This is a genomic window from Bosea sp. 685 (assembly GCF_031884435.1).
Lineage (GTDB): Bacteria > Pseudomonadota > Alphaproteobacteria > Rhizobiales > Beijerinckiaceae > Allobosea.
Map to the genome: position 1 here is coordinate 2,012,664 of NZ_CP134779.1, position 26,116 is coordinate 2,038,779.

Below are 26,116 nucleotides of genomic sequence, written 5' to 3' on the forward strand. Positions count from 1 at the left end.
CCTAGAGGCCCCGAGGGGTGGCTACGGACAAGCAGAACTCATCCTCCTGGGCAGCCGGCATTCGCGGACCTGGGATAACCACAGTTTCGCCATCGACCTGCTGCACCACCCCGTCGTGACGTGGGTGCAGTACGGTCTGCTCTCGGTTTAGGCCAGCGCACTCCTAAAGGGGACGATCACCTTCACAGTTGCGATCGTCGCGAGTTGGGCCATCGCCTGCCTGTTGCGTCGCCTTCCTTTGTTCGAACAGGTCCTCTGAGCCATGTCGATGCTTGACCCTTCTGCATGTGGCTCAGGCGCGCACCTGCCCTGGACAGCGCTCCTCGACGGATCGGCCGACCGATACGATGGAACCCCCGTTACTGTCGCCGGCTGGCCCGTAACGGCAATGGAGGCATTCGAGGCGCCGTACTGCCTGCTCACGCCCGAACCAGTCTGTTGTCGCGGATGTCTGCCGAGCGATCCCACGACCTGCATTGAGGTGGTCGCGGTCATGCCGGTTCCCCTCAATGGCCGGGAGGTCGTGCTGCGGGGCGTGCTTCATCGCCTGCGTGATGATCCCTGCGGCTGGCACTACAGGCTCGATGAGGCTGCCGTTGTTCCCAGCCCGGCGCAGAGGCCGCGCTTCGGCCTGTCCCGTCGTGGGCTCGTCGCGGCTGCCTCGCTCCTCTGTCTGCCGGTCGCGGCGAGTGCGCAGGCACCACCGTCTGACGGGGTGAGCGCGGCTCGGCGCACGGAGGCCGCCGCCTTCCTCGCCGTGCGCCCGACGATTGACTGCCACAGCCACGCCGGCGGCATCCTCCGCATGCGCCAACAGGGGGGGCACGCGCCCTTCACGCCTCTCGCAGAGCCGATGCGCCTCGGGGGGCTCGCCGTTACCTGCCTAGCAATCGTCTCCGATTCCCCCACGCACCGGGTTACGCCCGAGGGACGGATCAAAGCTTTCCGCGAGCCCGAACCCGGCGAGCTTGCGGCATATGCCGAGCGCGGCTTCGCACGCCTCCACGCTCTGATACGCGACCAGGGTTTGCGCATCGTCCGGACCGGCGCCGATCTCGCCATGGCCCGCGCCGATACCCCGGCGGTCCTCGTTGCGGCGGAGGGCGCGGACTTCCTGGAAGGCGATCTCGGCCCTCTGGACGAGGCTTACCGCCGCGCCGCCCTGCGCCATCTGCAACTTACGCACTACCGGGTGAACGCCCTCGGGGACATCCAGACCGAGCCACCCGTGCATGGCGGCCTCACGGCCTTCGGAGCCGAGGTGATCCGACGCTGCGAGGCGCTCGGCGTCATCGTGGACGTCGCGCACGGGACTGAGGCTCTCGTGCGCCGAGCGGCGGAAGTGGCGCGCAAGCCCCTCATCCTCTCCCACACCTCGCTCACGACGAAGCCTGCGATCCGCACCCGTCGCATCACTCCCGACCATGCCCGGATCGTGGCAGGAACAGGCGGCGTCATCTGCATCTGGCCGCCGGCGAGCGTGTTTCCAGACTTGGCGGCGTTGTCGGACGGCATCGCGCGCATGGCGGACGTCGTTGGTCCGGCGCATGTCGGGTTGGGGTCGGACATGATGGGCTTGGTCGGTCCGAGTGCCCTGCCGGACTACACAGCACTACCAGATTTAGCCGCCCATCTGCTCATGCGGTTCACGCCCGAAGAGACCGCCGACATCCTCGGCGGGAACTATCTACGCGTGGCTCAGATGTGTCTCAAAACCTGAGGCGCCGCGCTCACTGTGTCTATAAAGGTATGGCCTTACGGGCATGCGCACTGGTAGCCATATTCCAAAGCATCGTTCGGGTGAACCTGGACAAGGCCGCCCCGGGATTCGCTCGCGCGAGAACTCCCGGCATGTCCGAGCCGTGGCAAGGCGGCAAGAGAATTGACCGCCATTCCCGCTCTGCTTTCGGATCGATTTTCTCGAAATGGTCGATTCTCCAGAGATTTATCGTTTTTGAGCCGCGCCTCTGGACCCGCCTGGCTTTCTCCCTAAGGTGCCTCCAGTTTTTGATATGGGGCGGCCTTCGCAAGCTCCCGGGCGCGCGGTGTGACAATGCTGGTGAACATCTCTGCCGCACGATTGATGCGGCGCTGCGCGGGCCAGGATTTTGCGCCGCAGCTCCACCCGGTTTTCTAGGAATGCGCGGCCGCCTCTTGCGTCCGCACGCATTCTCGCCACTGCGTTAGCACCATGACGAGCCTTGCTTCTTCATCATTGCCGCTGAAGCCGTCGCTGCGCCGCCAGGCCGAGCGCGGGCTGTCTTGCCTTGTGACCGGGCTGGAATGGCTGGGAGCCATCATCCTCGCGGTGCTCTTCGCCGTGGTGATGGCAGCCGTGCTGCGCCGCTATGTGTTTGGCGGTGGATTCGTCTGGTCCGACGAATTGGCGATCTGGCTGAACGTGGCGCTGGTTGCCGTTGGCGCGCCATTGGCCGCGACGAGCGCGCTGGCGATGCGGCTCGACGTGATCGTGCGCCTGCTGCCCGTCGGAGCGCAGCGCCTGGCTTCGGTTTTTGCCGATGCGGTCGCGGTCCATGGCTCGCTCGTGCTCGCCTTCGGCGGGGCCAGCGTCGTGGCGCTCGTCGGCGGCAGCTCGACTGTTCTCGGCCTGCCGGAAAGCTTGCGCTTCGCCGCCTTTGCGCTCGGTGGCGGGCTGACCGTTGTCGTCGTGCTGTGGCGAGCCGCGCTGGACAGTTCCTGGCCGGCGGCCCTGGCCTCGCTGCTTCTCGGCATCGGCTTTTATCTGGCGGCGCAGAGCGTCACGGGATTTTTCGTGGAAACGCCGAGTCTGGTCGCGGCCTCGCTCGCCGGGCTCGGTTTAATCCTGGGCGCGCCGCTGCCCTATGCGCTGCTTGCCGGCGTTTCGCTCAGCGGCGCCTTCGGCGGGCTGTTGCCCGAGCCGGCCATCGTCCAGAACACGGTCTCGGGCGTCTCGAAATTCCTGCTGCTGGCGATTCCGTTCTTCCTGCTCGCCGGCGAGTTGCTGACGGCGGGAGGATTGGCCGAGCGGCTGGTGCGCTTCGCCGCCTCGCTGGTCGGGCATTGGCGGGCGGGGCTTGCGCAGACGACGCTGATGTCCAGCGTGCTGTTTTCAGGCGCGTCAGGCTCCTCGGTGGCCAACGCCGCCTTCGGCGCCAAGGTGATGGCGCCGGCCCTCATCGCGCGCGGTTACCCGCCGGCCCATGCGGCGGCGATCGTGGCCGGCGTCTCGATGCTCGACAACATCATCCCGCCCTCGATCGCCTTCCTGATCCTGGCGACCGCGACCAATCTGTCGGTCGGCTCGCTTCTGGTCGGCGGCTTCATCGCCGGCGGGGTCCTGGCGCTGGCGTTGGCGATCGGCATCCATCTCAGCGTGCGCGAGGTGGTCGATGCTGCGCCCAAGGCCAGCGGGCAGGAGAGGGCGAAGAGCTTCATCGGCGCGCTGCCGGCGATCGGGCTCGGCGTCGTCGTCGTGGTCGGTATCCGCTTCGGTGTCGTCACCGTCACCGAGGCCTCGGCGCTGGCGGTGGCCTATGCGCTCGTCGCCTGTCTGGCGCTGCGCAGCTTGAATATCGGCACGGTCTTCGGCGCCTTGCGCAAATCGGCGACGGAAGCAGCGGCCGTGGGCATGCTGATCGGTGCGTCGGCGCCCTTCGCCTTCCTGCTCGCGGTCGATCGGGTTTCAGACCAGATGGCGGGGCTGGTGACGGCGCTTGGCGGCGGCCCCTATGCGGTGATGCTGCTCGCCAATCTCGTCTTGCTGGTGGCCGGGCTTTTCCTCGATATCGGCGCGGCGATCCTGCTGCTGGCGCCGCTGCTCCTGCCCGTTGCGATCTCGGCCGGGCTCGATCCGATCCAGTTCGGCGTCATCCTCGTGGTCAACCTGATGATCCATGGCCTGACCCCGCCGCTGGGCATCCTGGTCTATGTCGTCAGCGGCATCACTCGGGTTCCGGCAGGTGCCGTCTTCCGGGCGGTCTTGCCGCTGCTGGCGACGCTTCTGGTCGCGCTTGCCGTGCTGTGCCTGGGGGCGGCCGCCTGGCCCTCGCTTCCACCATCCTTCAAGGAGTTGTTCTGATGTCGCCGACCCGCCGCGAGATCACGGCTAGCCTGTTGGCCGCGCCCGCGCTGCTGTCCACCCGCACGGCCCATGCCGCCGGCCGGCCCGTGACGGTCGCCTCGCTCTTCGGCGAGGACAAGCCTGAGACCAGGGTCTGGCGGAAGATCGCCGAGATCCTGAACCGGACCGCACCCGGCCGCTTCGATCTGCGCATCGTCGGCAATGCTGCGCTGGGCGGCGAGAAGGAGGTCGCCGAGGGCGTCCGGCTTGGTTCGGTCCAGGCCTCGCTCTCGACGATCTCGGCCTTGTCGGGCTGGGTTCCCGACAGCCAGATCCTCGATCTACCCTTCCTGTTCCGCGACCGGGGCCATCTCAAGCGTGTGCTGGCGGGACCGCTTGGCGACGAGCTCAAGGGCAAGTTCGAGGGGCAGGGCTTCGTCGTGCTCGGCTTCATCAATTACGGCGCACGCCATCTCCTGGCCAAGGAGCCGATCACTACGCCCGCAGGCATCAAGGGCAAGCGCATCCGCGTGATCCAGAGCCCGCTGCACACGGAGCTCTGGTCGGGGCTCGGCGCCTACCCGACGCCGATCCCGATCCCCGAGACCTACAACGCGCTGAAGACCGGCGTGGTCGATTGCATGGACCTGACCAAATCGGCCTATGTCGGCTTCAAGCTGCACGAGGTCGTGCCCTATCTGATCGAGACCGGCCATATCTGGGCCTCGGGCGTGATCTATGTCTCGGCCGCGTTCTGGAAGGGACTTTCAGCCGAAGACAAGGCGGCGCTGTCGGCCGCCGCCACTGAGGGCGTTGGCTATTTCGACGATCTGATCATTGCCGACGAGGAGGCCTCGATGGCGAAGGCTGCGGCGGAAGGCGGCAAGGTCGTGCAGCCGCAGGACCGGCCAGCCTGGGAGGAGGGCGCGCGCAAGGTCTGGATCTCGTTTGCGCCCAAGCTCGGCGGCATCGACAAGATCGAGGCGGTAGCGAAGAGCGCGTGAGGCGTGATCGCTTCTAAAAATTGAGAGCATTGCTCCCGCGAAAAACCGGTACCCAGCTTTTCGCGCAACGCTTTACTGCGCCGCCCGGTCGAGATGGCCGAGGTCGCGGCTGGGGTCGAGCCGGTCGCGGACGCGCTGCTTCAGCGCCTTGACGTCGGGAAAGCCGTCATCGGCGACGCGGTCCCAGATCAGCGTGTCGTCGTAATGGATCTGGAAGCTGCCGCCTGAGCCCGGTCGCAAGGCGACCTCGCCGAGATCAGGGCCGAAGGTGTGAAGCAGCTCCTGCGCCATCCAGGCCGAGCGCAGCAGCCAGTTGCACTGCGTGCAATAGGTGATGGCGATGCGGGGCGGTTTCACGTCGGTCATTGGCTTTCGCTCCGTAGCGGTCAGGCGGTGAACCGTTAAGCCGACCGGGGCGCGCGGTTCTTGCGCAAGCCTCTCGCCGACACAAGCCTCTTGCCGGCATATGAGACGCGGGGCAAGCCGGCACGGTGCCGTTCTGCCGGCCGGGGCTCGTCGTCATCGCATCGTCATGCACCGCTTTCATCGGCAGGTGTTCACGCCGATTCGTCGCGCTGGCTGAGAGGAATGAGATGTCGATCGTGATCACGGGTGGCAGGGCGCTGCTGGAGGAGCTGGTCGAGGCCGATATCGTCGTCGCGGGCGGCAGGATCGCGGAGCCGGGCGCGCCTGCTCCTGCCGGTGCTTTACGGCTCGATGCCTCCGGCCTGCTCGTGCTGCCGGGGCTCGTCGATTGCCACGGTGACGCTTTCGAGCGCCACATCATGCCGCGTCCCGGCGTGTCCTTCGACATCGATCTTGCCTTGCGCGATGCTGATCGCGCCATGCTGGCGAGCGGCATCACGACAGCCTTCCATGGCGTAACCTGGTCCTGGGAGCCGGGCCTGCGCGGTGCCGACAATGCGCGCTCGCTGATCGAGGCGATGGCGCGTCTTGCGCCCGAGCTTGGCGCGGATACGCGCTTCCATCTGCGCCACGAGACCTTCAATCTCGACGCCGAGGCCGAGATTCTCGACTGGATCGCCAAGGGCAAGGTCGGCGTGCTCGCCTTCAACGACCATACCGAAGGCCTGCTGAAGGAGGGCGTCCGCGCGTCCAAGGTCGCCAAGATGGTCGAACGTACCGGGCTGTCTTCGGCCGATTTCATGAGGCTGGCGGAGGCGGTCTATTCCCGCCGCAACGAGGTCGCGGGCTCGGTCTCGCGGCTGGCGCAGGCGGCGCTCGAGGCTGGCGTGCCGACCTTGTCGCACGACGACATGACGCCGCAGATGCGGGCCTGGTATCGCTCGCTCGGCGTGCGCGTCGCGGAATTCCCGATCGATGTGGCAACGGCGCGCGAGGCTGCCGCCCATGGCGAGGCGATCGTCTTCGGCGCGCCCAATGTCGTGCGCGGCGGCTCGCATCTCGGCTGCCCCGGGGCCGAGGACATGGTGCGCCAGGGGCTCTGCACGATCCTGGCCTCGGACTATTATTACCCGGCGCTGGCGCTGGCGCCGTTCATTCTGGCGCGCAAGGGGGCGGCGGTGTTCACGGAAGCCTGGAAGCTGGTCTCGCAAGCGCCGGCGCAGGCGCTGGGGCTGCATGATCGCGGCGTGATCGCGCCCGGCAAACGCGCCGATCTTATCCTGGTCGCGGAGGGGCCGCAGCCGCGCGTTGTCGCGACGATCGCCGGCGGCAGGCTCGTCCATCTCGCGGATCAGAGCGTGCTGGCATAGCGCTGTCGGTCGCGCGGCCCCGGGGCCATCTGCGCGGAAATCGTATTATTCCATAATTCCGGAAATACGGATTGACCGCCGGCCGAGCCTGGAGCATCGTGGTTGCATGAACACGCAAGACGCCGCCGCCAGACTCGAGGCCCTGGGCAATCCGACCCGGCTCTCGCTCTTCCGCCTGCTGGTCCGCGCCGGCCATGACGGGCTCTCAGTCGGCCAGTGCCAGCAACGGCTCGAGATCGCGGCATCGACCCTGTCGCATCACCTCAAGACGCTGATCATCGTGGGACTCGTCAGCCAAGAGCGCGACGGCACCACGCTGATCTGCCGGGCCAATTTCGACCTGATGAACGCGTTGCTGCAGTTCCTCGTGGCCGAGTGCTGCGTCGAGAGCCGCTGTGGCCCAAACGAGCAGGACGCGGCCTGATGTCTCCGCCTGCTATTTCGATTATTCCAGAATTTGAGGATCATGAGATGGCGGAGATCAAGACCATTGCGATCATCGGGGCAGGGCCGGTTGGGCTGGCGGCGGCGGCCCATGCCACCGAACGCGGCCTGAGACCGGTCGTGCTGGAGCAGGGCAGTGCGGTTGGGCATGCCGTGCGGCATTGGGCGCATGTGCCGATGTTCTCGCCCTGGGCTTTCAACATCGATGGCGCGGCGGAGCGGCTGCTGGTCGCGTCCGGCTGGAGCCGTCCAGATCCGGGCGGATACCCGACCGGCGGCGAGCTGATCGATCGCTATCTTGCACCCTTGGCGCAACACACGGCGCTGCGCGGTGCGATCCATTTCGAGGCGCGCGTGCTCTCCGTGACCCGGTCCGGTTTCGACAAGGTCCGGACGGCCGGGCGTGATTCCGCGCCCTTTGCTCTGCGTTATGGCAGTGGAACCGGCGAGAAAACCCTGCTGGCGGACGCCGTGATCGACGCCTCCGGCACCTGGTTCTCGCCCAACCCGGCTGGCTCGGGTGGGCTGACGGCGCTCGGGGAGCGCGAGGCCGCTGCTGCGATCAGCTACGGTATGCCCGATGTGCTCGGCGAAGCGCGGGCGCGCCATGCCGGCAAGCGGATTGCGGTTTTGGGCAGCGGACATTCCGCCATCGGCACGCTGATCGCGCTCGCCGATCTGCAGGCGAGTGCGCCCGAAACCCGGATCGTCTGGCTTTATCGCGGCGCCATGCTGTCCAAGGCCTTTGGGGGTGGGGCGGCCGATCAGTTGACCGCGCGCGGCGAACTGGGCACGCGCATCGCAAAGCTCGTCGAGCGCGGCCTGATCGCAGTCGAGACGGACTTCCAGCTCGAACGGGCCGAACGGGGGGAGGCCAGTCTGCATCTTGTGGCGGTCAATGGTGGCGGACGCGATGTGACGGTCGACGAGTTGATCGTCGCGACCGGGTTCCGGCCCGATCTCGCTTGGCTGCGTGAACTCAGGGTCGAGCTCGATCCGGCGCTGGAATGCCCACCCGCCCTTGCGCCCCTGATCGATCCCAACGCACATTCCTGCGGCACGGTGCGTCCACATGGTGCGGTCGAACTCGCCCATCCCGAGCCCGACTTCTACATAGCGGGCATGAAGGCTTATGGCCGGGCGCCGACTTTCCTGCTGGCCACCGGCCATGAACAGGTCCGCTCGATCGTGGCCGAGATCGCGGGCGATCACGCGGCGGCGCGGCGAGTCGAGCTCATGCTGCCCGAAACCGGCGTCTGCAGCACGAGGCCCGGCGGCCCTGCCGTGGCCGACTCCGGCTGCTGTGGCGGCCCGGCTCCCGCGGCGGTCGATGCCTGCTGCGCGGATGATGCCCGGGCGAAAGCTTCCGGCGAAGCTGGTTGCGGCTGTGGAGGCACGCCGGTTCGCAGTGCCGCTCATGAGGTGGCCGAGGTCTGATGCTGGGCTCGTTGCTGCCGTCACCCGCTCCGTCCGGAGGGAGAGAGCTGTCCCTCATCCTCGCCCTCGGCATTACCCAGGTCGTCGGCTATGGCTGCCTGTACTATGCCTTCGCCGTGCTCGCGCCGGGCGTGACGGCGAGCTTCGGCTGGGCTCCGGAATGGACCTATGGCGGCTTTGCTGCCGGCTTGCTGGCCGGCGGGCTGATCGCGCCGCTCGTGGGTCGTCTGATCGACCAGCATGGCACCCGCATGATCATGAGCCTGGGTTCGGCCCTGGCCGGTCTTTCGCTGCTGGCGCTGGCGGAGGCACGCGGGCCGGTTGGCTATTTCGCCGCCATGATCGCGCTCGAGGTCGTCTCGACCATGGTGCTGTACGACGCCGCCTTCACCGCCCTGACGCAGGCCAAGGGCGGTGGCGCGCGGCGCGCCATCAGCCAGCTCACCTTGATCGGTGGCTTTGCCTCGACCCTGTTCTGGCCGCTGACGACGGCCCTGCTGAACGGGCTCGACTGGCGCGAGATCTACCGGCTCTATGCCGTGCTGCAGTTCGTGCTCTGCGCGCCCCTGCATCTGTTCCTGCTGCCCGGGCGCCCGCATCGCCCGCCGGTTGTGACGCCCATAGCCACTGCGGTGACGGCGCCGCAGGATGGCTATCTCGAAGGCGCGGCGCGGCGACGCGCTTTCATGCTGCTTGCGCTGGCCTTCTCGCTGCAGGGCTTCGTCGTCTCGGCCATGTCGGTGCATATGCTGACGATGCTGCAGGGGCTGGGCCTGAGCGCCGGGCTCGCTGTCGGCATCGGCGCCATGGTCGGCCCTTCGCAGGTCGCGGGACGCCTGGCCGAGATGCTCTTCGGCACCACGCTCGACCCTGTCACCACGGCCTGGGTTTCGGCTGCGCTGATGCCGTTCGGCTTCCTCACGCTTATGATCGGCAATACGACTGCGACGCTCGCCGGGCTCTTCGCCATCGCTTATGGCGTCAGCATGGGCCTGAGCTCGATCGTACGTGGAACCGTGCCGTTGCAGCTCTTCGGCCCGGCCGGATATGGCGCGATGCTGGGTAAGCTTTCAGCACCGGGGCTCGCGGTGAAAGCCGCCGCTCCGCTGGCCTTCGCCATCCTGATCGAGCGGGCGGGGTTGATGCCGAGCAGCTTGCTTCTCATCGCCTTGTCGGCGCTTGCCGCCGTTGCGCTCTTCCTGCTGGCGCGCAAGGTGGGCTGAGCCGCCAGCCAACCTCGATTGCCTTCAGACAGCCGGCTCAGTCGTCGTCTTCGCCTCAGCCAGCATGAAGGCGTCCAGCCCTTCGCGCTCATCCACTGAGAGGCGCAAGCCCAGCTTGCCGCGCCGCCAGAGCACGTCCGCGCCGCGCTTCGCCCATTCCGCGCGGATCAGATAGCGCAGCTCGCGTTCATAGAGATCGGCGCCGAAATGGCGGCCGAGATCGATCATGCCTTGCGCGCCGGCGAGGATCTCGCGCGCCTTCGTGCCATAGGCGCGTACCAACCGCGTCACGGTCGATCGCGCCAGCCAGGGACGGGCGGCGGCGATCTCGTTGACCAGCGCCTCGAAGCCGGTCACCGGGAAATCGCCGCCAGGCAATGTGCCGTTGACGGTCCAGGTAGGCCTGCTGGCCCAGTCGGCATGCGGCGCGAGCTTGTCCAGAGCCGCTTCGGCGAGGCGGCGATAGGTCGTGATCTTGCCGCCGAAGACCGAGAGCAGCGGGGCTTCGCCCTCGGGCGCGTCGAGCGTCAGCACATAGTCGCGCGTCGCTTCCTGGGCCTTGGAGGCGCCGTCGTCATAGAGCGGGCGCACGCCGGAATAGGTCCAGACGACCTGCTCGGGCGTGACGGGTGCACGAAAATACTCGCTCGCGGCGGCGCAGAGATAATCGATCTCCTCGGGCGTCGCTTTCGCCTGGGCAGGATCGCCCTTGTAGTCGCGGTCGGTGGTGCCGATCAGGGTGAAGTCGCGCTCATAGGGGATCGCGAAGATGATGCGGCCATCGGCGTTCTGGAAGATGTAGCAGCGGTCGTGCTCGTAGAGTTTGGGCACGACGATATGGCTGCCCTGGACCATGCGGACGGCGGCCTTGGTGTTCGAGCGCACGACGCCGCCCAAAACCTCGCCGACCCAGGGGCCGGCGGCGTTGACCAGCGCCTTGGCGGTCACGGTGATACGGCCGGCTTCGTCTTCCCCGACGATTCGCCAGAGGTCGCCGTCGCGATCGGCCGAGACGACCTTTGTTCGTGTGTGGATCGCGGCTCCCTTAGTGGCTGCATCAGCCGCGTTCAGCACGACGAGGCGGGAATCCTCGACCCAGCAATCGGAATATTCGAAAGCCCGCGCATGGTCGTCCTTGAGCGGCCGGCCGGCAAGGTCATGAGCAAGATCGAGTGTCTTCGTCGCCGGCAGGAGCTTTCGTCCGCCGATATGGTCGTAGAGGAAAAGCCCGAGCCGGAGCAGCCAGGCAGGGCGCAGGCCGGCATGGTGCGGCAGCACGAAGCGCAGCGGCCGGATGATGTGCGGCGCGAGCCGCCAGAGGCGCTCGCGCTCCATCAGCGCTTCGCGCACCAGCCGGAATTCGTAATGCTCGAGATAGCGCAGGCCGCCATGGATCAGCTTGGTCGAGGCCGAGGAGGTGGCGCTGGCGAGGTCGTCCTTCTCGAACAGGATGACCGAGGCGCCGCGCCCGGTAGCGTCACGGGCGATGCCGCAACCATTGATGCCACCGCCGATGACGGCGAGATCGTAAGTTGGCTCAGTGCTCTTCATCGTCGCATCAGGCCTTGAAGATGGTCTTGGCCGCAAGCCCATGCCGGGCGCAGGCGTTGCGGGTATCCACCACGAGTTTGGCATGGGCGACGACGAGGCCGTAATCGACATCGTCATGGTCGGTCGCGATCAGCACGGCGTCGAAGGCGGTAAGCGTCTCGGCGCTCAGCGCCTGGCTCTTGCGGGCGGTCAGGCCGCCATGCTTTCGCGTCGGCCGGATCTCGGGGATATGCGGGTCATGATAGGCAGCGCTCGCGCCGCGGGCCTCGATCAACTCGATCAGCTTGAGAGCAGGGCTTTCGCGCATGTCCTCGATGTTCTTCTTGTAGGCGATGCCGAGGACGAGGATACGCGCGCCGCTGAAGCCGCGGCCGAGCTGTGTGTCCACAAGCTCCGCCAGCCGGTCGACGACGCGGTAGGGCATGTCGGTGTTGATCTGGCCGGCGAGCTCGATGAAGCGCGTCGTGACGTCGAATTCGCGTGCCTTCCAGGTCAGGTAGAACGGGTCGATCGGGATGCAGTGTCCGCCTAAGCCCGGCCCCGGATAGAACGGCATGTAGCCGAAGGGTTTCGTCTTGGCGGCGTCGATCACCTCCCAGATGTCGATGCCCATCGCGGCGTAGACCTGCTTCAACTCGTTGACGAGCGCGATGTTGACGGCGCGGAAGATGTTCTCGGTCAGCTTCACCGCCTCGGCGGTTGCGGTCGAGGAAACCGGAACGGTCTTGACCACGAGCGCGGCGTAGAGCGCGTCGGCCATGGCGAGCGCATCGGGGCCGTCGCCGCCGACGACCTTGGGGATGTCGGAGGTGCCGAATTCCCCGTTGCCGGGATCCTCGCGCTCGGGCGAATAGGCGAGGAAGAAATCCCGCCCGCTCTTGAGGCCGGAGGCGGTCTCCAGGATCGGGCGCATCAATTCATCGGTCGTGCCTGGATAGGTGGTCGATTCCAGCACGATCAACTGACCCGGCCGCAGGCGCCGGGCGATCGCTTCCGTGGTCTGGCGGACATAGGAGAGATCGGGTTCGCGATGGCGCGAGAGTGGCGTCGGCACGCAGATCAGCAGGGCATCGGGCTCGGCCAACCGGTCGAAATCTGTCGTGGCATTGAAGCGCCCCGTCTTCAGGCCCTCGACGATCAGCTCCATCGGGATGTGCTTGATCGTCTCCTTGCCCACATTGATCTGATCGACCCGCGGCTGGTCGATATCGAAACCCACGACCTTGATGCCTCGGCGCAGCGCTGCCAGCGCCAGCGGGATGCCGACATAGCCGAGGCCGACGATGCCGAGCACGACCTCCCGGCCGTGGACACGGTCGATGAAACTCTGCGCTGCTTGTGATGTCGCGCTCAATCCAGGCTCCCGACAACGCGGCGCATGCGAGCGCGCCGACGAGGCTTGCTCCTTGCCGAGTTGGTCGAGGCTGTCAACGCAGCTCCCGTCAAAGCGTGTGAAGCGAAGCCATGAGGGATTGGTTCGTCAGAGCCAGCTCTTGATGCTCGCGACCATCGCGTCGGTCGAGATGCCGTAGCGGTCGTGCAGTGTCGGCAAGGCGCCCGCATCGAGGAAAGCGTCGGGCAGGGCGATCTGGCGGAAGGCGGGTGGGTGGATACCGGCACGCATCAGCACACCCGCCACCGCCTCGCCGAGCCCGCCGACGACCGAGTGGTTCTCGGCCACGATCACCATGCGGCCGGTGCGGGCGGCCTCGCGCTCGATCGTCTCGCCATCGAGCGGCTTGATCGTGGGCACGTGCAGCACCGCGACATCGATGCGGTCAGCCTCGAGCCGCTTAGCGGTCTCCAGGGCCCGCATCGTCATCAAGCCCGAGGAGATGATCAGCACGTCGCGGCCGTCGCGGATCGTCTTGGCTTTGCCGAGTTCGAAACGGTAGCCGTACTCGTCGAGCACGAGCGGGACATTGCCGCGCAAGAGCCGCATATAGACCGGTCCCCGATGCGCCGCGATCGCGGGGACCGCCTGCTCGATCTCATGGGCGTCGCAAGGGTCGATGATGGTCAGGTTCGGCATGCCGCGGAAGATCGCGATGTCCTCGGTCGCCTGGTGGCTCGGGCCGTAGCCCGTGGTCAGGCCGGGCAGGGCGCAGACGATCTTGACGTTGAGGTTCTCCTCCGCGATCGCCATGAAGATGAAGTCGTAGGCGCGCCGCGCCGCGAAGACCGCATAGGTCGTGGCAAAAGGCGTGAAACCTTCGCGCGCCAGCCCCGCCGCCGTCGAAATCATCACCTGCTCGGCCATGCCCATCTGGTAGAAGCGGTCGGGATAGGCCTTCGCGAAGAGATGCAGGTCGGTGTATTTGCTCAGATCGGCGGTGACGCCGACGATGTCGGGCCGTGTCCTGGCGAGTTCGACCAAGGCGTAGCCGAATGGTGCTGCCTTGGTGCGCTGGTCCGGCCCTGCGATCGAGGCGATCATCGCCGAGGTGGTGAGCCGCGTGCCGCCGAGCGCCGGATTGTCGAGATGGGCGGGGCGTTCGTATTTCGAGGGCCTCATGCCGGCCTCCCTGCATCGAGAATGGCCAGAGCTTCGACCCATTCCTCCGGTTCGACGCGCAGGAAATGATTGCGCTCGCGTTCCTCGAGGAAGGGCACGCCCTTGGCCATCCTGGTGTCGCAGATGATGATGCGGGGCTTCCTCGCCTCGCTATGGCGCGCCGCGTCGAAGGCCTCGACCAGCGCCGCGAGGTCGTTGCCGTCGACGCGCTGGACATGCCAGCCGAAAGCCTCGAATTTCGGAACCAGCGGCTCGAAATTCATCACCTGTGTCGAGGGGCCGTCGGCCTGCATGTTGTTGACGTCAACGATGCCGATCAGGTTGTCGAGCTTATGGGAGCCTGCCGCCATGGCCGCCTCCCAGGTCGAGCCCTCATCGAGTTCGCCATCGGAGAACAGGTTGTAGACGAAGCTCTTTGACGCCTTGCGCTTCAGGCCCAGCGCCATGCCGACGGCGATGCCGAGCCCATGGCCGAGCGAGCCGCCGGTGATCTCCATGCCCGGCGTATAGGCCGCCATAGCCGACATCGGCAGCCGGCTGTCGTCGCCACCATAGGTTTCAAGCTCATCCTCGGGAATGATCCCGGCCTCGATCAGTGCGGCATAGAGCGCAATCGCATAATGCCCGATCGAGAGCAGGAAACGGTCGCGTCCCTCCCATTCCGGCTCGTGCGGGCGATAGCTCAAAGCGTGGAAATACGAGACCGCGAGCACGTCGGCGACACCGAGCGCCTGGGCGATATAGCCCTGGCCCTGGACCTCGCCCATGCGCAAGGCGTTGCGGCGAATGCGCCAGGCCCGTTCGGCGAGGCTGACATTGGGCAAGTTGATATGGGGAAACGTGTGGCCGGTGCTCTCAGCCATGGGACCGCCAGCCGGCGATGCTGCCGTTCGATTTCATCGTCTCTCCCTGAGGGCCGTTTTTTGATTTGCCGCGACTGTTCCCGCTTCGCGGTGTCGAGACAAGCGCCTGATCTGCCGAAGGGGCATGCGCGCCCGTCGATGCATCCCGATGCAAGACGATTGTCAAAAAGGCGCGACCTCGCCTAGTCATGTGCTGCCCTTCGAGCATCACGGACCCTGCGGCCCCGCCATGACCGTCACCGATATCGCGTCGCGCACCTATAATCATGGCTGGCGGCTTGATCCGATCATCCGCAGTCTGCTCGACACCGATTTCTACAAGCTCCTGATGCTGCAGATGATCCGGGCCTTCCATCCGGAGGTGCAGGTCACGTTCTCGCTGATCAACCGCTCGCGCCACATCCGGCTTGCCGATATCGTCGACGAGGCCGAGTTGCGCGCCCAGCTCGACCATGCGCGCGAGGTCCGCTTCTCGAAGAAGGAACTGATCTGGCTGGCGGGCAACAGCTTCTACGGCAAGACGCAGATGTTCTCGCCGGATTTCATCACCTGGCTCGCGGATTTCCGCCTGCCCGAATACGATCTGCGCAAGGTCGACGGGCAGTTCGAACTGCATTTCGAAGGGCCCTGGACGCATACCACGATGTGGGAGGTTCCGGCTCTCGCCATCATCAACGAATTGCGTGCCCGCCGCGTCATGGTTGGCCAGAAGCGTTTCTCGCTCGACGTGCTCTATGCCCGCGCCAAGGCGAAGATGTGGGACAAGGTCGACCGGCTGCAGAAGCTGCCGAATCTGCGGCTCTCCGATTTCGGCACGCGCCGGCGCCATGGCCATCTCTGGCAGCGCTGGTGCGTCGAGGCACTGAAGGAGGGGCTGGGGCCGGCCTTCAGCGGCACCTCCAACGTGCTGCTGGCGATGGACAACGACCTGGAGGCGATCGGCACCAACGCGCATGAACTGCCGATGGTGCTGGCTGCGCTGGCCGAAAACGATGAGGAGCTGCTGCGCGCGCCCTATCGCGTGCTCGACGAATGGCGCCAGGTCTATGGTGGCAATCTGCTGGTCGCCTTGCCCGACGCCTTCGGCACCACGAGCTTCCTGCGGCACGCGCCCGATTGGGTCGCCGACTGGACCGGTTTCCGGCCCGATTCCGCCCCGCCGATCCCGGCCGGCGAGGAGATCATGGCGTGGTGGCGCACCAGGGGCCGCGATCCCAGGGAGAAACTGCTGGTCTTCTCCGATGGGCTCGATGTCTCCGCGATCGAGCGCGTCTACCATCATTTCGACGGCAAGGTCCGCATGGCCTTTGGCTGGGGCACTGATCTCACCAACGATCTCGTCGGCTGCTCGCCCGACGGTTCGCGCGAACTCGACCCGATGTCGCTGGTCTGCAAGGTGAGCAAGGCCAATGGCCGTCCGGCGGTGAAGCTCTCGGACAATCCCGAGAAGGTCTCGGGCGCGGCGGATGTGGTGGCGCGATATCGGCGGGTGTTCGGCGGCTAGAGCATTTCCGCGTTTCTCCGAAGCGCGGAAATGCTCTAGCTCCTTGTTTTATCGCATTTTCTTCACGCGAACCGGTGTCCACTTCGCTCGAAAATGCTCTAGGCGCCCCATCGCGCGGACGGCGGGATTCCTAGCCACGGCGAATTGGGCACCTTTTTGAGGGTGCCGCCGAAATCGGAGCCATGCCTTAGCGCCGATCCGCGCCAGGCCGGGATCGATTTCACGCTGCTGCAAGGCATGGACGCCATCATCAGCATGGCCGGTGGTCTCGGGGCCGGCTGGGTGGCGCAGCATCTGGGCATTGCCGGCTATTTCCTGATCGCAGCTGTCCTGGCCGTTCTCGCGGTGCCGGTCGTGGCCTGGCTGGCGTTGCGGGCCGCAAGCACAGCGCAATGAGCCCTATCTGAGCGTTACCGCGCTAATGCTGCGGCATGCGTCGGATAAATCCGAGATGGTTTTGGGCGCGGCGGATGTGGTGAGACACCGGCGGCGTTCGGTTGAAGCTTATGCTCGCGCGGGGAATCGGCATTATTTCCGGTAAAATTGCCATTGCAAACAAGTAATGCTATTTTTATTCTGTAATTTATCAAAATTTACTTCAATAAATTGGTGTATCATTATCGTTGTGTTTAAATTTAGCGAACAGGATTCGTAATTATCATGCAAAATTTTATGAGATTACTTCGACATTTTGATGCGATGATGAATTAACGTTTTTGCCGATTCGATTTCGGCTTGTTGCGCTAGGTATGTTACGTAATCTCAAGCATTCCAGGGGTGGAAGCTCTCTTCCGTCTCCGTCCCAAGGTAGCGCATTTGCGTCAGCGTCAGGTCTCGTGGAGAAAATGATGAGTGAAGCGGCGCAGCGTCTGGCTTGGAAAAGCTATGACAGCAACGAAGCGGCCATGGTGGAGATCAGCTTCGGTCCTGATCGCATGCGCGTGGCTCGCCCCACTGTCGAGGCCTGGCGCGCGCTCGAAACGGTCCTTGAAGTCCATGACTATGTCGTCAGCGCTGGCGACAGCCATGGATACTTTCCCCGCAATGTCGAAGGATCAGATGCTCGCAGTCTTCACGCATTCGGACTTGCGATCGACATCAATGCTTCGACCAATCCGGTGCGAAAGACGCCCAACGGGCGCAAGGTCAGATTCTCGGACAAGGCGACCCAACGTGAGCGCGCCCGGGATGTGAAGCAGAACATCGCCGACACCGACATGACGCGCGAGATGATCGCCGATGTCCGGGCGATCCGGACGCTCGGCGGCAAGACACTGTTCGGCTGGGGCGGCGACTGGAATTCCAAGAAGGATGCGATGCACTTCCATATCGATGTCTCGCCCACCGAGATGGGCTTCGGGATCGATTGGTCGAGCGTGTCAGGACATCAAGACTTTGTCGGCGGGGATCATGACGCTGGCGTCTCCTCTTCGGAGGAGGAGGAACAGGATCACGTGCATTCGCATGACGACGATATGTCCGCTTTCCCTTTATTCGAGGAGACGCAGATGGCCGAAATGAGCAGCGTGCAGCGCTTTCGTCCGCTGCTGGATTTCATCGCGGAATGTGAGGGCACGGCAAACCGGCCCGGCGGAGGTTACGATACCTCGCTCGGCTACGGCATCTTCACAGGGGGAGAGCAGTCGCTGACCAGCATGACGCTCGATGAGATTGACAGCCTGCAAAGGAGGATGCTTCAGCACCCGAGGAACAAGCTCAATTCGTCGGCGCTCGGCCGCTACCAGATCGTCGGGAAAACCTTGCGCGGCCTGCGGCAGAAGCTCGGCTTGTCGGGGTCGCAGATCTTCTCGGCTGATTTGCAGGACCGGCTGGGCGTGGTGCTGATCCAGGGGCGCGGGAGAGATGCGCACGCGCTCGGTCTCGAATGGGCCAGCTTGCAAAGGCAGCCATCGGCAACGATTCTCGCAAAGTACGATGAACGCGACGGCCCGGTCACGGTCATCCCCCCCAACGGTCGCCCGATGCCCTATTCCGCCGACATTCTGGTCGAGTTGCTCCAGCGACTCTTGCAGAAAGACGTTCCTAGCCCGGGAGACGGGTACACCGTCTTGAAGCAGGGGGACCGTGGTCCGCAAGTCAAGGCGCTGCAGCAAGCCTTGCATGAGCGACAATACGAGGTCGGCAAGATCGATGGAATTTTCGGAACGCTGACAACGGCGGCGGTTTCCGCTTTTCAGATCGACTACAACGTCTCGGCGAATGCGATCGGGCAGGTCGATGACACGACCTGGACAGCGCTGAACGATGCGCCGAGCCGGCCGCTCTCGAAAGAGCGCCGTGACACGACGGCCGACGATTTGCGCCGTTCCGGCTCCGTCATCGTCGCCAATGCCGACCGCACGCGTTTCATGGGCTGGGCTTCGTCAATTCTCGGAACGCTCGGCCTTGGCAATAGCGCCTACAATAATCTCGGCACGGGCACTCGCGCGGCGTCACAGGTGACATCGACAGTCACGGCTGATGCGGCGATGTCGGCAGAGGCCTTTGCGCGCCTGATCAAGGACGTGCCAGCGGCGATTCTTCAGCAGTTTTTCCCAGTCAACCCGCAACAGATGAATGCTGCAATCGCCAAGGCGCACGATATTGCTATTGCTGCGGCGCAGAAGGCTGGAGCCGCGGTCGTTTCGTCCCCGTCTGCTTCAGGGCTGGTGGAGACTTTGCTGCCAACGGTGATCAACAGCGTGCTGCCGGGCTTTGGCGGATCGCTGGCCGTGCTTGGCCTTGGGATCGCGACGCATCTGTTCGGATCGCGGATTATCGAACGGCGCGTCCAGAACCAGCGCGATGGCTCCAATATTGGTCCGGGTTCGAATTGACGTAAAAAGGCTGGGCGCGACGCCGCGACGACTTGGCTTCGTCTGAACTTGGCTTCGTCTGATCACATGGCCCAACCCGAGGGTTTGCGCGTGCTTTGGCTATGATCACCTGCTTGCTGTGCGACATACGGTCCAAGCAAGGGGTCGAAGCAAGCAAATGCAGACAACTCCAACTGTCGGTCGCGAAGGCCAAGGCCGTGTCAGGCGATCGTCAGGCGCCAGGTGGTTGGAGACTGAGCGAGATGGCCTGTGGACGTGAGAGAATTCCCTGATCGCTGCCGTGGCATACCGGTAACCGCGTGGCGCTGGCAAAAACGAGCGGCGTACACGTGCGTCAACCTTGCATCCTCTCCCAAAACCCCTTAATGCGACCGCGCTTTTCAGGCCTCGTAGGGCCGTTGTCAGGAAACAGGTGTCATGGCCAAAGAGAAATTCGCGCGCACGAAGCCGCATTGCAACATTGGAACGATTGGTCACGTTGACCATGGCAAGACGTCTTTGACGGCCGCGATCACGAAGGTTCTGGCCGAGTCGGGCGGTGCCACGTTCACGGCGTATGACCAGATTGACAAGGCTCCGGAAGAGAAGGCTCGCGGCATCACGATCTCGACCGCTCACGTCGAGTACGAGACGGTTGCGCGCCACTATGCCCACGTCGACTGCCCCGGCCACGCCGACTATGTGAAGAACATGATCACGGGCGCGGCGCAGATGGACGGCGCGATCCTGGTTGTGTCGGCTGCCGACGGCCCGATGCCGCAGACCCGCGAGCACATCCTGCTGGCGCGCCAGGTCGGCGTTCCCGCGCTGGTTGTGTTCATGAACAAGGTCGACCTGGTCGACGACGCCGAGCTGCTCGAGCTGGTCGAGATGGAGATCCGCGAGCTTCTGTCGAAGTACGACTTCCCGGGCGACGACATCCCGATCACCAAGGGTTCGGCGAAGGTTGCGCTGGACAATGGCGACAAGACGATCGGCCATGACGCGGTGCTCGCGCTGATGAAGACGGTCGACGAGTACATCCCGCAGCCGGCGCGTCCGCTGGACCTGCCGTTCCTGATGCCGGTCGAGGACGTGTTCTCGATTTCGGGTCGCGGCACGGTTGTGACGGGTCGCGTCGAGCGCGGCATCGTCAAGGTCGGCGAGGAAATCGAGATCGTCGGCCTGAAGGACACGGTCAAGACGACGGTGACGGGCGTCGAGATGTTCCGCAAGCTGCTCGACCAGGGCCAGGCGGGCGACAACATCGGCGCGCTGCTGCGCGGCACGAAGCGCGAGGACGTCGAGCGCGGGCAGATCCTGTGCAAGCCGGGTTCGGTGAAGCCGCACACCAAGTTCAAGGCCGAGGCCTACATCCTGACGAAGGAGGAGGGCGGTCGTCATACCCCGTTCTTCACCAACTACCGCCCGCAGTTCTACTTCCGCACGACGGACGTGACCGGCGTGGTGCACCTGCCTGAGGGCACCGAGATGGTGATGCCTGGCGACAACATCGCCATGGAAGTGCACCTGATCGTGCCGATCGCGATGGAGGAGAAGCTGCGCTTCGCCATCCGCGAAGGCGGCCGCACCGTCGGTGCAGGCGTCGTCGCAAGCATCATCGCTTGATTCAAGCATCGGCTGCAAAGCTTTGAAAGGGCGGCGGAAACGCCGCCCTTTTCTGTTTTAATCCATGCCCTTGCCGCGCAGCCGGCCCGCCGAAGCGTTATGCGCCGCCTGCGAATTCCATGCTCTAGATTTGCCTGAGAGAGCGGGCCCAGCCGCTCCGATCATGGAGGAGCATGCCCGATGCCTTTCAAGCCACCCTTTCCCGGCATCCATTCGATCGTCTTCGCCCTGTTTGACGCGCAAGAGCGGCTGGATCGGGAGGCGATGCGCCGGCAGACCCAGATCAGCCTCGATCTCGATGTGCAGGGTATGGCGGCGCTTGGCCTCGCCACCGAAGTCTCGAAGCTCACCGTCGCCGAGCGCTGCACGGTCATGGAATGGATGGCGGAGGACGTTGCCGGCCGCAAGCCGCTCGCCTTCACCATCTTCGGCTCATCGGTGGCGGAGCAGATCGATCTCGTCCGCGTCGCGGAGCGGAATGGCGCGGATTGGGTGATTCTCCAGCCGCCCATGGTCGGCAGCTTCGGCGCCGCCGAGTATATCCGCTTCTTCGGGCGCGTCGCCGAGGCAACCTCGTTACCGGTCGCGATCCAGAACGCCCCTGCCTATATGGGCCGTGGCCTATCGGCGGAGGACATCCGCGAACTGGTACGGCAGCATCCCAACATCTGCCTCATCAAGGGAGAGGGCTCCGTCGTCGAGATCGAGCGGCTGATCGCGATCACCGAAGGGCATCTGCCGATCCTGAATGGTCGAGGCGGGCTCGAATTGATCGACAATTTCCGCGCCGGCTGTGTCGGCATGATCCTGGCGCCAGACACGATCGACTATGCGCTGCGCGCCTATAATCGCTATGTTGCGGGGGACGAGGCGGAGGCCGAGGCCGTCTATCGGCAGGTGCTGCCGGCCATTATCTTCATCATGCAGTCGATCGAGACCCTGCTCTGCTATGGCAAGCGGATATTCGGGGCGCGGGCGGGGATCGCCATCCATGATCGCGGCCCGGCGCTGCGGCCGACGGAATTCGGCCTGAAGCTGGTCGAGCGTTATGCCAGGGAACTCGGACCCTATCGCACGGGATGATGATCGGCTGCGTTTTCGACTTGAAAACCTCCGCGCCTTGAGGCAAAGCATCGCCGACTACAGGGGTGTAGCTCAGTTGGTAGAGTACCGGTCTCCAAAACCGGTTGTCGTAGGTTCGAGCCCTACCGCCCCTGCCAGTCCCGCACGCAGCCGCTTTCCGGCGCCGGTTGGTTCTGTAGATCGCCGATGACGCAGAACATCTACGATACGCCGGCTTTCTTCAGCGCCTACAGCCAGCTGCCACGTTCGGTTCACGGCCTCGACGGCGCGCCCGAATGGCCGGTGCTGCAGAGCTTCCTTCCCGATCTGCGCGACCTCAGGGTTCTCGATCTCGGCTGCGGTTTTGGCTGGTTTTGCCGCTGGGTGCGGGAGAACGGCGCGGCGAGCGTGCTCGGTGTCGATGTCTCCGAGCGCATGCTGGCAAGGGCGCGGGAAGAGACCGGCGACAGGGCCGTCAGCTATGAGCGCGCCGATCTGGAGCGCTTCGCGCCCGCGCCCGGCAGCTTCGATTTCGTCTATAGCTCGCTTGCCTTTCACTATCTGACGGATCTGGGCGGGTTGCTCGAGAGGGTCGGCCAGGCGCTGCCACTTGGCGGCATGCTGGTCTGCTCGGTCGAACATCCCTTGATGACGGCTCCCGCCCATCAGGGCTGGTCGCTCGACCGCGACGGGCAGCCGGCCTGGCCGGTGAACGGCTATCTGGCGGAAGGGCCGCGCACCACGGACTGGCTGGCGAAGGGCGTGATCAAGCAGCACCGCACGATCGCGACCTATCTCGACCTCATGCTCCGAGCCGGCTTTGCCCTGACGCATTGCATGGAATGGGCTCCCAGCGAAGATCAGGTCGCGGCCCATCCGGAATGGGCGAAGGAGCGGGAGCGACCATCCTTCCTGCTGCTGGGCTGCAAACGCCTTTAGCTCCCGTCCAGGGCTGCTCGCAGGCCTTTGAAAAGGCGCTTGGCTAACGCTGCGGCCCGTTGTAAGAGGCACGTCATGACGGCGCGCGGCTCCACGAGCCCCGCGCCGCGAATGTTTCAGGACGGCCGATTCGGCCTTCGGCGAGGGCCGGAGCGCGGTTTTGGAACCCGAGGTGATACGATGGCTAAGACCAACCCCTTCAGCTTCCTGCAGGACGTTCGCACCGAAGCGACGAAGGTTACCTGGCCGTCGCGGCGCGAGACGCTGATCACGACGGGTCTCGTGCTTGCCATGGTGGTCGTCTCGAGCCTGTTCTTCCTTTTCACCGATACGATCATTCGTTGGTCGCTCGGCATCATCCTCGGCGCACGCTGAACGGAATCAGACACGTGACAACTCGCTGGTACATCGTCCACGCCTATTCCAACTTCGAGAACAAGGTCGCGCAGTCGATCCGCGATCAGGCGGCGCAGCGCAATCTCGCCGACAAGTTCGACGAGGTCCTAGTGCCGACCGAGAAGGTCGTCGAGGTTCGGCGCGGCCGCAAGGTCGATGCCGAGCGCAAGTTCTTCCCCGGTTATGTGCTGGTGAAGTGTGAGATGACCGATGAGGTCTACCACCTGATCAAGAACACGCCGAAGGTCACCGGCTTCCTGGGCGCCGACAAGGCCAAGCCCATGCCGATCCCCGAGGTCGAGGCGATGCGGATCAAGGGCCAGGTCGCCGAGGGCATCGAGCGGCCGAAGCCGACGGTCGTCTTCGAGATCGGCGAGCAGGTGAAGGTCTCCGACGGGCCCTTCGCCTCGTTCAACGGCGTGGTCGAGGATGTCGATCACGGCCGCGCCCGGCTCAAGGTCGCGGTCTCGATTTTCGGCCGCGCGACCCCGGTCGAGCTCGAATACGGCCAGGTCGAGAAGCTCTGAGCATTGCCCGACAAGGTTCGGCGGGCCGCGTGCCCACCGAGCCGTCGTGGTTAACGGCTCCTTCACCCACTTGCCGCAAGGTCCGCGCCTGACGATCTGGCGCGGGTGGCATGTTTCCAAAGTCCTTCAGGGCGACTGTCGATCAGCGTCTGGCGCTCTGGGGCGCCATGCTCGGCTTGCTTGCCTGCCTGTTTGCTGCGACCGAATTCGTCGGCGCCAGCCGGCTATCCGAGTTCTCGCGCGAACTCGTCGCGCGGACGGCCGCCGCCGATGCGATGGCGACGACGAGCCCCGCCTATCAGCGCGTGATCAACGCCCTGTTGCCCGATAATGGCGCCGTGCCGGAGCGGGTCGATATCGAATCGGTCGAGGGCGTTACGGCTGGCGTCGCCGCTTCGCTCGACGGCGAGGTTCGGATGCGTGCCGAGGAGGCTGTCGCGCTGCTGCGCGAACTGGCCCGGTTTGCCGCTACAGATCGCGAGGCGGCGCGCGGCGCGCTCCGCCAATCCACAATCAAGCGCAACGAGCTGCGCATGGCCCTGAACGAGGGCGTCGGCACGGTCGCCGGCCGGCTCGCCTACCACATCGACAATGCGCGCCAGAACAAGATCCTGCTGTCGCTGCTGGCCGTGTTCACCGTCGTGATGATCGTGACGCTCGAATATCGCTGGCTGGTCAAGCCGATCCTCGGCATGGCCCGCGCGCTCGGCACGCGTGAGCGGGACCAGGCCTGGCTCGACAAGGTCGCGATGCGCCGCGACGAGATCGGCATGCTCGGCCGTGCCTTGGCGACGCATCTCGGCGAGCAGCGCTCGCAGCAGGCCGTGGCGGCGGCGCGGCTCTCGTCCCTGGCGGAGGAGATCGCCAGACAGGAGCGGATTCAGGTCCACAGCGTCGCCTTCCAGGAGAGGATCGCCGCGATCGCGTCTGCGCTGGAGCAGCATGCTGCGCGGATGTCGGGGGCGTCGGGCGAGCTCGCCCGTCTGTCCGGCTCCGTCGATGCGCAAGCGACAGCAGCCGCGCAGTCGACGCAGCGCGCCTCGTCCCATGTCGACGATGTCGCCCGTTCCATCGCGGAGGTGTCGACGCTCCTGGCCAACACGACCGGCGAGGCGCAGGCGACTTCGGCAGTGGCCGAAGCGGCCAAATCCCTGGTTTCGGCAGCAGCCGACGACAATGTCGAGCTGGCGGAGGCGGTACGCAGCATCGACCAGGTCATCGGCATCATCGAGCAGGTGGCGAGCAAGACCAATCTGCTCGCTCTCAACGCGACGATCGAGGCTGCGCATGCCGGCGAGGCCGGGCGAGGCTTCGCCGTGGTCGCCGCCGAGGTCAAGCAGCTCGCCAACCGGACGGCGCAAGCGACGGAGGAGGTCCGGCGCGGACTAGCGGCGATCCGTGTGGCGGCCGGTGGCATGTCGGAGCGTGTCGGCGCGCTTGTCGCCTCGGTCGATCAGGTCGACCGCGCGGCTGCGGCGATTTCGGCGCTGGCGCAGCGCCAGGAGGCGAGCTCGCGCTCGATCAGCAATAGCACTGCCAAGACGGCGGGCGATGTCCGGCTCGCGGCGGAACAGGTCGGGCAGGTCGCTGGCATGGTCGAGAGCTGGCGGCGGACCGGCGAGGTCGCGACGCTGGCCTCGGCGGATCTCGACCGCAAGGCCTCCGAGCTGCGGGAGGCGGTCGATGCCTTCATCGTCGAGACGCACAGGGTGAGTGCATGAACGCGCCGGTCGCAGGCGGGGGCGCGGAAGCTTTCGAGTCGATCCATATCGTCGCGGGGCAGGGGCCGCGAACCTTCCCGGCCATCTCGAAGTCGCTGCATTGGCTGACGGCCGGGCTCGTGCTCGTCATGTTCGCGACCGGCGTCTTGATGAAGCAGATCGGCGACGGACCGCTGGCGGACGCATTCTACACCTTCCACAAGATGGCTGGGGCGAGTTTGCTGGCGCTGGTCCTGCTGCGGCTCTGCTATCGCGTCTTTACGCAACTGACGGGGCGTTGGCGCCGCGGCGCGGGGAGCCATGTCATCCATGGCATTCTCTATGCGGGGCTGATCCTGACGCCGCTATTGGGCTTGGCCGGCATATCCGACTATGGCGCGCGCGATGTCTATTTCGGTCTTTCGCTGCCGCTGATCTGGCCTGAAGGAGCCGGCTATTCGGATCTGCTGTTCAGGAGCCATGCCTGGCTCGCTTTCGGCTTGATCGCGCTGGTCGTGGCGCATGTCGGCATCGCGCTCGGGGACTTCATTCAGCGCGGTGGTGCGCGCGCGGCTTTGCTGCCGGGCAAGATGACGCAGCCGGAAAGTGCTTCCCCTTCCGCTTCGAATATGTAATAGCCCGCGCCTCACTTGCGTGGGAGGCCGGCCGGTCGCCAACCGGAATTCCCTGCCGCACCACGCTCTGCAACCACCCTGACCCCGAGCGAA

Annotated in this window: 22 protein-coding genes and 1 tRNA gene; 18 read left to right on the top strand and 5 right to left on the bottom strand. The window is 65.2% G+C overall.

Annotation, left to right across the window (positions count from 1 at the left end):
• The first annotated feature begins 493 nt into the window (after nucleotides 1-493).
• The 3 genes from RMR04_RS10895 to RMR04_RS10905 all read left to right on the top strand — a co-directional run bounded on the left by RMR04_RS10895 (nucleotide 494) and on the right by RMR04_RS10905 (nucleotide 5,046).
• Nucleotides 494-1,720 (top strand): dipeptidase, encoded by a 1,227-nt coding sequence (locus RMR04_RS10895; RefSeq protein ID WP_311914676.1) that lies wholly within the window; start codon nucleotides 494-496, stop codon nucleotides 1,718-1,720.
• A 471-nt stretch (nucleotides 1,721-2,191) separates the two neighbouring features.
• Nucleotides 2,192-4,060 carry a TRAP transporter large permease gene (locus RMR04_RS10900; protein WP_311914677.1) on the top strand — a complete coding sequence of 623 codons (1,869 nt, stop codon included), beginning with the start codon at nucleotides 2,192-2,194 and terminating at the stop codon, nucleotides 4,058-4,060.
• On the top strand, nucleotides 4,060-5,046 hold the full coding sequence (locus tag RMR04_RS10905) for a TRAP transporter substrate-binding protein (protein ID WP_311914678.1): 987 nt from the start codon (nucleotides 4,060-4,062) through the stop codon (nucleotides 5,044-5,046). The genes RMR04_RS10900 and RMR04_RS10905 overlap by 1 nt, the downstream gene beginning before the upstream one ends.
• A 72-nt stretch (nucleotides 5,047-5,118) precedes the next feature.
• On the opposite strand, the gene RMR04_RS10910 is transcribed toward RMR04_RS10905, so the two are convergent.
• Nucleotides 5,119-5,412 (bottom strand): Rdx family protein, encoded by a 294-nt coding sequence (locus RMR04_RS10910; RefSeq protein WP_310156362.1) that lies wholly within the window; start codon nucleotides 5,410-5,412, stop codon nucleotides 5,119-5,121.
• Between the two features lie 227 nt (nucleotides 5,413-5,639).
• On the opposite strand from RMR04_RS10910, the gene RMR04_RS10915 reads away from it, so the two are divergent.
• The 4 genes from RMR04_RS10915 to RMR04_RS10930 all read left to right on the top strand — a co-directional run bounded on the left by RMR04_RS10915 (nucleotide 5,640) and on the right by RMR04_RS10930 (nucleotide 9,886).
• Complete coding sequence (locus tag RMR04_RS10915) at nucleotides 5,640-6,782, top strand: alpha-D-ribose 1-methylphosphonate 5-triphosphate diphosphatase (protein WP_311914679.1); 1,143 nt, start codon at nucleotides 5,640-5,642, stop codon at nucleotides 6,780-6,782.
• Between the two features lie 106 nt (nucleotides 6,783-6,888).
• The gene (locus tag RMR04_RS10920; protein ID WP_069692178.1) at nucleotides 6,889-7,206 is read left to right on the top strand and encodes an ArsR/SmtB family transcription factor; all 318 of its coding nucleotides are present in this window, start codon (nucleotides 6,889-6,891) and stop codon (nucleotides 7,204-7,206) included.
• Between the two features lie 47 nt (nucleotides 7,207-7,253).
• On the top strand, nucleotides 7,254-8,663 hold the full coding sequence (locus RMR04_RS10925; protein ID WP_311914680.1) for an NAD(P)-binding domain-containing protein: 1,410 nt from the start codon (nucleotides 7,254-7,256) through the stop codon (nucleotides 8,661-8,663).
• A complete protein-coding gene (locus tag RMR04_RS10930; protein WP_311914681.1) occupies nucleotides 8,663-9,886 on the top strand; it encodes an MFS transporter in 1,224 nt (407 codons plus the stop codon). The genes RMR04_RS10925 and RMR04_RS10930 overlap by 1 nt, the downstream gene beginning before the upstream one ends.
• Nucleotides 9,887-9,910: 24 nt before the next feature.
• On the opposite strand, the gene glpD is transcribed toward RMR04_RS10930, so the two are convergent.
• From glpD to RMR04_RS10950, 4 genes are all read right to left on the bottom strand, one after another.
• The gene (glpD, locus tag RMR04_RS10935) at nucleotides 9,911-11,437 is read right to left on the bottom strand and encodes a glycerol-3-phosphate dehydrogenase (protein ID WP_311914682.1); all 1,527 of its coding nucleotides are present in this window, start codon (nucleotides 11,435-11,437) and stop codon (nucleotides 9,911-9,913) included.
• A 7-nt stretch (nucleotides 11,438-11,444) separates the two neighbouring features.
• Complete coding sequence (locus RMR04_RS10940; protein ID WP_410492229.1) at nucleotides 11,445-12,791, bottom strand: nucleotide sugar dehydrogenase; 1,347 nt, start codon at nucleotides 12,789-12,791, stop codon at nucleotides 11,445-11,447.
• Between the two features lie 126 nt (nucleotides 12,792-12,917).
• Nucleotides 12,918-13,952, bottom strand: coding sequence for a transketolase family protein (locus RMR04_RS10945; protein ID WP_311914683.1), 1,035 nt, complete (start codon nucleotides 13,950-13,952; stop codon nucleotides 12,918-12,920).
• A complete protein-coding gene (locus tag RMR04_RS10950) occupies nucleotides 13,949-14,815 on the bottom strand; it encodes a transketolase (RefSeq protein WP_311914684.1) in 867 nt (288 codons plus the stop codon). Before RMR04_RS10950 ends, RMR04_RS10945 begins: the two co-directional genes overlap by 4 nt.
• 229 nt (nucleotides 14,816-15,044) lie before the next feature.
• On the opposite strand from RMR04_RS10950, the gene pncB reads away from it, so the two are divergent.
• The 11 genes from pncB to RMR04_RS11005 all read left to right on the top strand — a co-directional run bounded on the left by pncB (nucleotide 15,045) and on the right by RMR04_RS11005 (nucleotide 26,023).
• A complete protein-coding gene (gene pncB / locus RMR04_RS10955) occupies nucleotides 15,045-16,319 on the top strand; it encodes a nicotinate phosphoribosyltransferase (protein ID WP_311914685.1) in 1,275 nt (424 codons plus the stop codon).
• A 162-nt stretch (nucleotides 16,320-16,481) separates the two neighbouring features.
• Nucleotides 16,482-16,715: a hypothetical protein gene (locus tag RMR04_RS10960; protein WP_311914686.1), complete on the top strand. Its 234-nt coding sequence runs from the start codon at nucleotides 16,482-16,484 to the stop codon at nucleotides 16,713-16,715.
• Between the two features lie 452 nt (nucleotides 16,716-17,167).
• The gene (locus tag RMR04_RS10965; protein WP_311914687.1) at nucleotides 17,168-19,156 is read left to right on the top strand and encodes a M15 family metallopeptidase; all 1,989 of its coding nucleotides are present in this window, start codon (nucleotides 17,168-17,170) and stop codon (nucleotides 19,154-19,156) included.
• 417 nt (nucleotides 19,157-19,573) lie between these two features.
• Nucleotides 19,574-20,764: an elongation factor Tu gene (gene tuf / locus RMR04_RS10970; protein ID WP_069692156.1), complete on the top strand. Its 1,191-nt coding sequence runs from the start codon at nucleotides 19,574-19,576 to the stop codon at nucleotides 20,762-20,764.
• A 180-nt stretch (nucleotides 20,765-20,944) separates the two neighbouring features.
• Nucleotides 20,945-21,847: a dihydrodipicolinate synthase family protein gene (locus RMR04_RS10975; protein WP_311914688.1), complete on the top strand. Its 903-nt coding sequence runs from the start codon at nucleotides 20,945-20,947 to the stop codon at nucleotides 21,845-21,847.
• A gap of 61 nt (nucleotides 21,848-21,908) precedes the next feature.
• Nucleotides 21,909-21,984: transfer RNA gene (locus RMR04_RS10980), tRNA-Trp, on the top strand.
• A gap of 49 nt (nucleotides 21,985-22,033) precedes the next feature.
• Nucleotides 22,034-22,765 carry a class I SAM-dependent methyltransferase gene (locus RMR04_RS10985; RefSeq protein WP_311914689.1) on the top strand — a complete coding sequence of 244 codons (732 nt, stop codon included), beginning with the start codon at nucleotides 22,034-22,036 and terminating at the stop codon, nucleotides 22,763-22,765.
• Between the two features lie 180 nt (nucleotides 22,766-22,945).
• Nucleotides 22,946-23,140 (top strand): preprotein translocase subunit SecE, encoded by a 195-nt coding sequence (secE, locus tag RMR04_RS10990; protein ID WP_069692168.1) that lies wholly within the window; start codon nucleotides 22,946-22,948, stop codon nucleotides 23,138-23,140.
• A 14-nt stretch (nucleotides 23,141-23,154) separates the two neighbouring features.
• On the top strand, nucleotides 23,155-23,688 hold the full coding sequence (gene nusG, locus RMR04_RS10995) for a transcription termination/antitermination protein NusG (protein ID WP_069692167.1): 534 nt from the start codon (nucleotides 23,155-23,157) through the stop codon (nucleotides 23,686-23,688).
• 110 nt (nucleotides 23,689-23,798) lie between these two features.
• Nucleotides 23,799-25,409 (top strand): methyl-accepting chemotaxis protein, encoded by a 1,611-nt coding sequence (locus tag RMR04_RS11000; protein WP_311914690.1) that lies wholly within the window; start codon nucleotides 23,799-23,801, stop codon nucleotides 25,407-25,409.
• Nucleotides 25,406-26,023: a cytochrome b gene (locus RMR04_RS11005; protein WP_311914691.1), complete on the top strand. Its 618-nt coding sequence runs from the start codon at nucleotides 25,406-25,408 to the stop codon at nucleotides 26,021-26,023. Before RMR04_RS11000 ends, RMR04_RS11005 begins: the two co-directional genes overlap by 4 nt.
• The last annotated feature ends 93 nt before the right edge of the window (nucleotides 26,024-26,116 follow it).